The 7,331-nt window shown below is 73.9% G+C and carries 8 protein-coding genes; 7 read left to right on the plus strand and 1 reads right to left on the minus strand.

The genetic code is table 11. From position 1 onward, the window contains the following. The first annotated feature begins 170 nt into the window (after positions 1 to 170). Entirely contained in the window at positions 171 to 611 is a 441-nt protein-coding gene (locus E1289_RS35180; RefSeq protein WP_131988099.1) for a helix-turn-helix transcriptional regulator, read from the plus strand. A gap of 10 nt (positions 612 to 621) precedes the next feature. Then, the gene (locus E1289_RS35185) at positions 622 to 1,032 is read left to right on the plus strand and encodes a VOC family protein (RefSeq protein ID WP_131988101.1); all 411 of its coding nucleotides are present in this window, start codon (positions 622 to 624) and stop codon (positions 1,030 to 1,032) included. Positions 1,033 to 1,057: 25 nt separating this feature from the next. Here the strand turns inward: E1289_RS35185 and E1289_RS35190 are convergent, their stop codons facing one another. Next, a complete protein-coding gene (locus E1289_RS35190; protein ID WP_207929357.1) occupies positions 1,058 to 2,086 on the minus strand; it encodes a PHP domain-containing protein in 1,029 nt (342 codons plus the stop codon). A gap of 83 nt (positions 2,087 to 2,169) precedes the next feature. Between E1289_RS35190 and E1289_RS35195 the strand changes: the two genes are divergently transcribed. From E1289_RS35195 to E1289_RS35215, 5 genes are all read left to right on the plus strand, one after another. Further along, on the plus strand, positions 2,170 to 3,492 hold the full coding sequence (locus E1289_RS35195; RefSeq protein ID WP_131988105.1) for a sensor histidine kinase: 1,323 nt from the start codon (positions 2,170 to 2,172) through the stop codon (positions 3,490 to 3,492). A 47-nt stretch (positions 3,493 to 3,539) separates the two neighbouring features. After that, positions 3,540 to 4,235 carry a response regulator transcription factor gene (locus tag E1289_RS35200; RefSeq protein ID WP_279488497.1) on the plus strand — a complete coding sequence of 232 codons (696 nt, stop codon included), beginning with the start codon at positions 3,540 to 3,542 and terminating at the stop codon, positions 4,233 to 4,235. A gap of 143 nt (positions 4,236 to 4,378) precedes the next feature. After that, a complete protein-coding gene (locus E1289_RS35205; RefSeq protein ID WP_131988107.1) occupies positions 4,379 to 5,329 on the plus strand; it encodes an alpha/beta hydrolase in 951 nt (316 codons plus the stop codon). Between the two features lie 52 nt (positions 5,330 to 5,381). Next, on the plus strand, positions 5,382 to 6,545 hold the full coding sequence (locus E1289_RS35210) for an acyltransferase (protein ID WP_131988109.1): 1,164 nt from the start codon (positions 5,382 to 5,384) through the stop codon (positions 6,543 to 6,545). Positions 6,546 to 6,600: 55 nt separating this feature from the next. Next, on the plus strand, positions 6,601 to 7,331 hold a 731-nt coding region (locus E1289_RS35215; RefSeq protein WP_131988111.1), incomplete at its 3' end, for an alpha/beta hydrolase.

Raw genomic sequence — 7,331 nt, forward strand, 5'->3', positions numbered from 1 at the left:
GGGAGCAGGTGTTGGTGAGGTCCCCCGGCCCACCACGGGGGACCTCACCAACACCTGCTCCCTCACCCCCTGACCGCGGGGCAGCCGCACGCGGCGGCCGGGCAACCGCGGTTCAACCGCGTCCGCGCAGGTGAGCGGGCATGTCACCGGCGAGTGGTAGCGTCAGATCCATGACGCCGGAAGAGCTCGCCGATCTCGCTCACCTGCGCCGCGCCCGGGACCTCATCGACCGTGACTACGCGCAGCCGCTCGACGTGCCGACGATGGCGCACCGCGCGCTGATGTCCCCCGCGCACTTCTCGCGGCGGTTCCGGGCCGCCTACGGCGAGACTCCGTACAGCTACCTGATGACCCGCCGGATCGAGCGGGCGATGGCGCTGCTGCGCGCGGGCACGACCGTGACCGACGCGTGCATGGCGGTCGGCTGTACCTCGCTCGGCTCGTTCAGCTCCCGGTTCACCGAGATCGTCGGGGAGACCCCGAGCGCGTACCGCGCCCGCGAGCACAGCGCCATGGCGGCGATGCCCGCGTGCGTGGCCAAGGTGAACACCCGCCCGACGAGGAACCGCCCGAGCAGGATCGGAGAAGCGGGCCGCACCGCCGCCGCTTAACGTTGGCTGCATGACGACAGCAATCCGGTACTGCCACATCACCGTCAACGACCTGAACGAGTCGCTCGCCTTCTACCGCGACGGGCTCGGCCTGGAAGTGCTGAACGACGTCCCCTACGGCGAGTTCCGCTGGGTCACGCTCGGCGACCCGGAGCGGCCGGGCGCGGCCATCGTCCTCTCCGAACCGCACGCCGGCCGCTCGCAGTCGGACGGCGACGCACTGCAGGAGCTGCTGACCAAGGGCGTCCTGCCGATGGCCATCTTCAGCACCGACGACCTCGACGCGACGTTCGAGCGCGTGCGCGGCGTGCAGGGCGCCGAGGTCCTCCAGGAGCCCATCGAGCAGCCCTGGGGCCCGCGCGACTGCGCGTTCCGCGACCCCTCCGGCAACATGGTCCGGATCGAGCAGGCCAAGGGTTGAGTTCCGCGGCGGCCACCGCGGGCCGTCACAGCCCGGCGCGCGCCCACGCGACCAGGTCGTCGGCGGGAAGGGTGTTGACGACCTGGGACGCGGGGACGGCGCACCGGGCGGCCCGCTCGCAGCCGTGGTGCTGCCAGTCCAGCTGGCCGGGCGCGTGGGCGTCGGAGTCGATCGAGAAGCGGCAGCCCGCCTCGACGGCGAGGCGGAGCAGGCGCTTGGGCGGATCGAGGCGTTCCGGCCGGGAGTTGATCTCCACGGCGACGTCGTAGGCGGCGCAGGCGTCGAAGACGAGCGCGGCGTCGAACTCCGACTCCGGACGCAGCCCGCCCCGCCTGCCGCCGCCCTTCACGATGCGCCCCGTGCAGTGGCCGAGGACGTTCACCCGCGGGTTCGCGATCGCCTTGACCATCCGCTCGGTCATCGCGACGCGCTCCATGCGGAGCTTGGAGTGGACGCTGGCGACGACCACGTCCAGCCGGTCGAGGAGATCGGGGTCCTGGTCCAGGGTTCCGTCCTCCAGGATGTCGACCTCGATGCCGGTCAGGATGCGGAACGGCGCCAGATCCTCGTTGAGTTCGGCGACCAGGTCGAGCTGGCGGCGTAGCCGGTCCGCGGACAGGCCGTTGGCGACCTTGAGGCGCGGTGAGTGGTCGGTGAGGGCGAGGTACTCGTGCCCGAGGGAGCGCGCCGTCTCCGCCATCTCCAGGATGGGCGAGCCGCCGTCCGACCAGTCGCTGTGGGTGTGCAGATCGCCCTTCAGCGCGGCGCGGAGCGCGGCGGTGGCCTCGTCCAGCGGCTCCCCCTCGGTGGCCTCCAGGCGGCGCAGGTAGACGGGCGTCTCGCCGCGCAGCGCCTCCTCGATCACCAGGGCGGTGACCTTGCCGATGCCGGGCAGGGCGGTCAGCGTTCCCTCGCGGGCGCGGGTCGCCAGCTCCTCCGGGGGCGTCCGCTCGGCGAGGTCGGCGGCGGTGCGGAACGCCCGCACGCGGTAGGTCGGCTCCTGGGCGCGCTCCAGCAGGAACGCGATACGGCGCAGCGCTTCGACGGGCTCCACGCACCGCACCGTACCCGGGTATGACGGACGTGTCCCACCACGGTGTCATCCGGGGCGGCCGCGGAGTCTCTAGCCTGGTCGGCATGGCCGGGGACGAGTCCGAGGGCGAGCCGAACCTGCTGCGCACCGTGCTGCGGAACGGGATCGTGGCCGCGGCGCTGACCGGACGGGCCGAGCCGGCGCCGCCGCTCGACCGGCCGTGGCCCGCGGGGCTGCGGTGGACGCGCTTCCTCGGCATCGGACGGCTGCCGTTCGGGCTGGTGACGAACCTGTTCTGGCTCGTCCTCACCGTCCTGATCACCGCCGGGACCAGCTCCATGCTGCGGGAACCCGTGCGCGCGGACGCGGCGAACTACCCCGGCGACGGCACCGCCCTGCTGTTCGCGTTCCTGGTGACCGCGCCGCTGGCCCTGCGCGACCGGCATCCGCTGGCGGCGTGGCGGACGAGCTTCGCGGCGCTCGCGGTGCTGTCCATCAGCGCGTGGCCGGTCGGCATCGAGTACACCGAGGGCGGGGCGTTCGCCGCGCTGATGTGCGTCTACACGGTGACGGTGCGCTGCTCGCGGGACATCACACTGGGCGTCGCGCTCCTCTCCTTCGCCGGTGTGTGGGTCAAGGACCCGGACTCGGCTCCCGGGGCGTCGGTGCTGCTCCTGCTGCCGCTGGCGGTCGGCTACGCCGTCCGGGTCCGGCGGACGTCCCGCCGCGAGCTGGCCGAGCAGGAGCGGCGGCACCAGGACGCCGAGGCGGTGCTGACCGAGCGGCAGCGGATCGCGCGGGAGATGCACGACGTCGTCGCGCACCACATGTCGATGATCGCGATCCAGGCGGAGGCGGCGCCCTACAAGGTCGGGTCGCTCCCGGAGGAGACGCGCCGCGACCTGACCGAGATCCGGGCGACGGCGCTGGACGCGCTGACCGAGATGCGGCGCATCCTCGGCGTCCTGCGCTCGGAGGACGGCGCCGAGACCGCCCCGCAGCCGAGCCTGGACCGGCTGGACGAGCTGATCGCCAACGCCCGCGGGGCGGGCCTGCACGTGGAGACGTTCCTGGACGGCGACATCGACGGGCTCCCGCCGGGCGTGGGGCTCACCGCGTTCCGGATCCTGCAGGAGGCGCTGAGCAACGTGATGCGGCATGCGCCGGGATCGCGGGTGAACGTCGAAGTGTCGCGCGATGAGGCAATAGTGTGGCTCGGCGTCGTCAACGGACCGCCCGGGACCCTCGACGGCCCCCGCCGCGCCGGGCGGGCGCCCGGCGCACCGCTGCCGGGCGGCGGCCACGGGCTCGTCGGGATGCGGGAACGGGCCGCCGCGCTCGGCGGCGAGCTGACCGCCCGGCCCACGCCAGAGGGGGGATTCGCCGTGACCGCCAACCTGCCGGTGGACGCCCGGGAGCGGACGTGACCGTCGGTTCCGGGGGATGTGGGGGGTCGTCCCACCACAGGAGACCCGTGCGCGTCGTCATCGTCGACGACCAGGGCATGGTGCGCACGGGGTTCGGCGTGCTGCTGAACGCCCAGCCCGACATCGAGGTCGTCGGCGAGGCGGTCAACGGCGAGGAGGGGCTGCGCCGCGTCGCCGAACTGCGTCCGGACGTGGTGCTGATGGACGTCCGGATGCCGGTGATGGACGGCCTGGAGGCGACCCGCCGGATCCTCGGCGACACCACCGGGGACCCGGCCGTGGACACCACCGGGGACGCGGCCGTGGACGCGCCGAAGGTCCTCATGCTCACCACGTTCGACCTGGACGACTACGTCTACGAGGCGCTGCGGGCCGGGGCCAGCGGGTTCCTGCTGAAGGACGCCTCCGCGACCGAGCTGGCGGACGCGGTGCGGGTCGTGGCCGCGGGCGACGCGCTGCTGTCACCGTCGATCACCCGGCGGCTCATCGCGGAGTTCTCCCGGCTCGGGGGGCGCAGGTCGCCGGCCCGCAAGCGGCTGCAGGAGCTGACGGAACGGGAGACCGAGGTGCTGACGCTGGTGGCGCGCGGGCTGTCCAACGGCGAGATCGCCGCGGAGCTGGTCGTCGCCGAGCAGACCGTCAAGACGCACTTCGGGCGGATCCTGATGAAGCTCGGGCTGCGCGACCGGCCGCAGGCGATCGTCTACGCCTACGAGGTGGGGCTGGTCCGCCCCGGCGACTGAACGGCCCCGACCATCCCCGGCGCATACCCCGGCTGATACCGCGGTCGCACACCGCAAGATCACACCGCCGGTTGATCTGCTCTACGGCGTCCGATTCCTAGCGTCCTGGACAGTGCAGCCCACTTCCAGGAGGGACGTCCCGGATGACCCGCGTCCGCAAGACCACGGCCGCCGTTCTCGCCCTCGTGGCGGCCGGGTCGACGAGCGCCGCCGCCCGGCACGGCGACGTGTACGCGGCCCCGCGTGCGCTGCCCGAACTGTCGGCCGCGTCCCTCGGCACCCGGTTCCAGGCCACCCGGCGGGAGATCTCTCAGGCGCTGGCCACCGCGCACCGGTTCCACGACGAGGACCGGGCGCGCGTCCTGGCGTCGTTCCTCACCGAAGGCCGCCGGTTCCTGTTCTTCGACCCGCGCGGTGACGGACGGGCCGTCGAGGTCGTCGGCGACCTGCGCCGCGCCGACCGCATCGCCGTGGTGGTGCCCGGTGCGGACAACACGCTGGCCAACTACGACGCCCCCAAGTTCGCCGGCGGCGACGGCCGCGCCCTTTACCGGCAGGCCCGCGCCGACACGCCCGGCACGCGGCTCGCCGTGATCGCCTGGCTCGGTTACGAGTCGCCGTCCATGCTGAGCACCCGCGTCGTGACGGCCGGTGACGCGGAGGACGGCGCCCGCGATCTCGAACGCCTCGTCTCCGGCGTCCACCGCGTGAACGGGCACGCGCGGTTCGCGCTCCTGTGCCACAGCTACGGCTCGGTGGTGTGCGTCAAGGCGGCGCGGTCTTTCGCACCGCTTCCGGTGGACGACATCGCCCTGTACGGCAGCCCCGGCACCACGGCGGACGACGTGGCCGGCATCGGCACGCCCGCGCGGGTGTGGGCGGGCCGCTCGACGGGCGACTGGATGCGGTTCGTGCCGAACTTCCGCTTCGCCGGTCTGGGGTTCGGCACGGATCCCGTCTCGTCCCGCTTCGGCGCGCTCCGCTTCGACGCCGGCGCGGGAGCCCACAGCGGCTACCTGCGGCCCGGCTCGGCGGCACTCCGGAACCTCGCCCTGATCGCCCTCGGCCGCGCCTCGGAGGTCCCCCGTGCCTGAGTCACCCGTGCCTGAGTCACCCGTGCCTGAGACCCCCGTGCCCGAGTCACCCGTGCCAGAGTCATCGCGGCAGGGCGGGCGGGACGGCGCCGTCGACGCGCTCCGCGCGTTCGCGATCCTCGGTGTCGTGCTCGGCCACTGGCTGGTCACCGCCTTCGTCGCGGACCGCTCCGGCACGCAGATACGGGTCACGAGCCCGCTCAAGACGATGCCGGAGTTCGCCCCGATCTCCTGGGTGCTGCAAACGCTCGCCGTCTTCTTCCTGGTCGGCGGATACGCGGCCGGGAAGGGCCTGCGTCCCGGCGAGCCGTGGACGCCGCGGCTGCGGCGGCGTCTGGCGCGTTTCGCGCGCCCGCTTCCGATCCTGCTCGCCGCCTGGCTTCCCGCCTCGGCCGCGCTGGCCTGGGCCGGCTTCTCGGCGGAAACCCTGCGCACGCTGGTCGGGCTCGTGCTGAGCCCGCTGTGGTTCCTCGGCGTTTACGTGGTCCTGACGGCGGCGACCCCCGTCGTGGCGGCCGTCTGGAACCGGCTCGGCCTGTGGGGCGCCGCCGTCCTCGTCACCGTGACCGCCGCGGTCGACCTCGGCCGCTTCGCGCTCGGCGCACCCGGGTGGACGGGCTGGGCCACCGTCCTCACCGGCTGGCTCGTTCCGTTCTACCTCGGCTTCGGCTGGGCGTCCGGCGCGCTCGGCTCCCGCCGGGCCGGGTTCGCCCTGCTGGGCGGGGGCGCCGCGGCGACCGCCCTGCTGGTCCTGTTCGCGGGGTACCCGGCGAGCATGGTCGGCGTGCCGGGGGCGGCGGTGTCCAACCTCAGCCCGCCGACCCTCGCCGCGGTCGCCTTCGGCCTCGCCCAGACGGGCCTGGCCCTCCTCGTCCACGGCCCGCTGACCCGCTGGACGCGACACGCCCGGGTGGGCGCGGCGGTGTCCGCGGCCAACCGCTCCGCCATGACGATCTTCCTGTGGCACCAGACGGCGCTCCTGGCGGTCACGGTCGGCGGGCTGCTCGCGTACGGCCGCCTGCCGGGCCTGCACACCGCACCCGACCGGCCCGCCTGGATCATCGAGCGGCTGCCGTGGCTGGCGGTCTGCGCCGTCACCCTCGCCGCCCTCTGGGCGATGGTCCGCGAGTTCGAGGGGCCGCGCCGTCCCGGACGTGACGCGAACCACACCGCGGGCGCGATCGCGGGGCCGTACATCTCCCGAAACGCCCCCTGAAGCCGGGCACCGGCCGCGACCGGCCGGACGATCTTGGGTGGTAGAAAGGCGGGCGATGTCGCCACGCAAGACGGTCTCACCGCGCACCCGACGGCTCCGCAGGGCGCTGGCCTGCGCTGTTTCGATCTCGGGGGTCCTGCTGACGACCGCGGGGACCGGCCACGCGGACCCCTACGCGCCGCCGGCCGCCGTCCCCGAACTGGCGCCTTCCACGCTGGACGTCCGGTACACCACCGGCCGCCGGTCCATCGAGAGGGCGCTCGCCACCGCGCAGGAGGTCGGCGACACCGACCGGATGCGGGCTCTCGGCGCGTTCCTCAGGCCGGGACGCCGCTTCCTCTACTTCGACCCACGCGGCGCTGGGCGCGCCATTGAGGTCGTCGGTGATCTCACGAGGGCGAAGCGGGTCGCGGTGCTGGTTCCCGGAGCCGACACCACGCTGACGACATTCGACACCCGCGGCGGAAAACCGTGGTCGACACCGGGCGGAGGGGCGCGTGCCGTATACGCCCAAGCCCTCGCCGATGCGCCGCACCCACGACCGGCCCCGCGATTGGCCCCACGACTGGCCGTTGTGGCATGGCTCGGCTACGCCGCCCCCAGAACGTTCAGCAGCGATGTCCTCACCGGTGAGCGCGCCGACGAGGGCGGCGCGCAGCTCCGGCGGTTCCTGGCGGGCGTGCACAGGGTCAACCCGTCCGCCGGGGTCGGCCTGCTCTGCCACAGTTACGGCTCCGTCGTCTGCGGCCGCGCGGCGCTGGACGCGCCCCGCGGGCGGGCCGGGCG

The sequence above is a fragment of the Actinomadura sp. 6K520 genome, from assembly GCF_004349245.1.
In the GTDB taxonomy this organism is placed as follows: Bacteria; Actinomycetota; Actinomycetes; order Streptosporangiales; family Streptosporangiaceae; genus Spirillospora.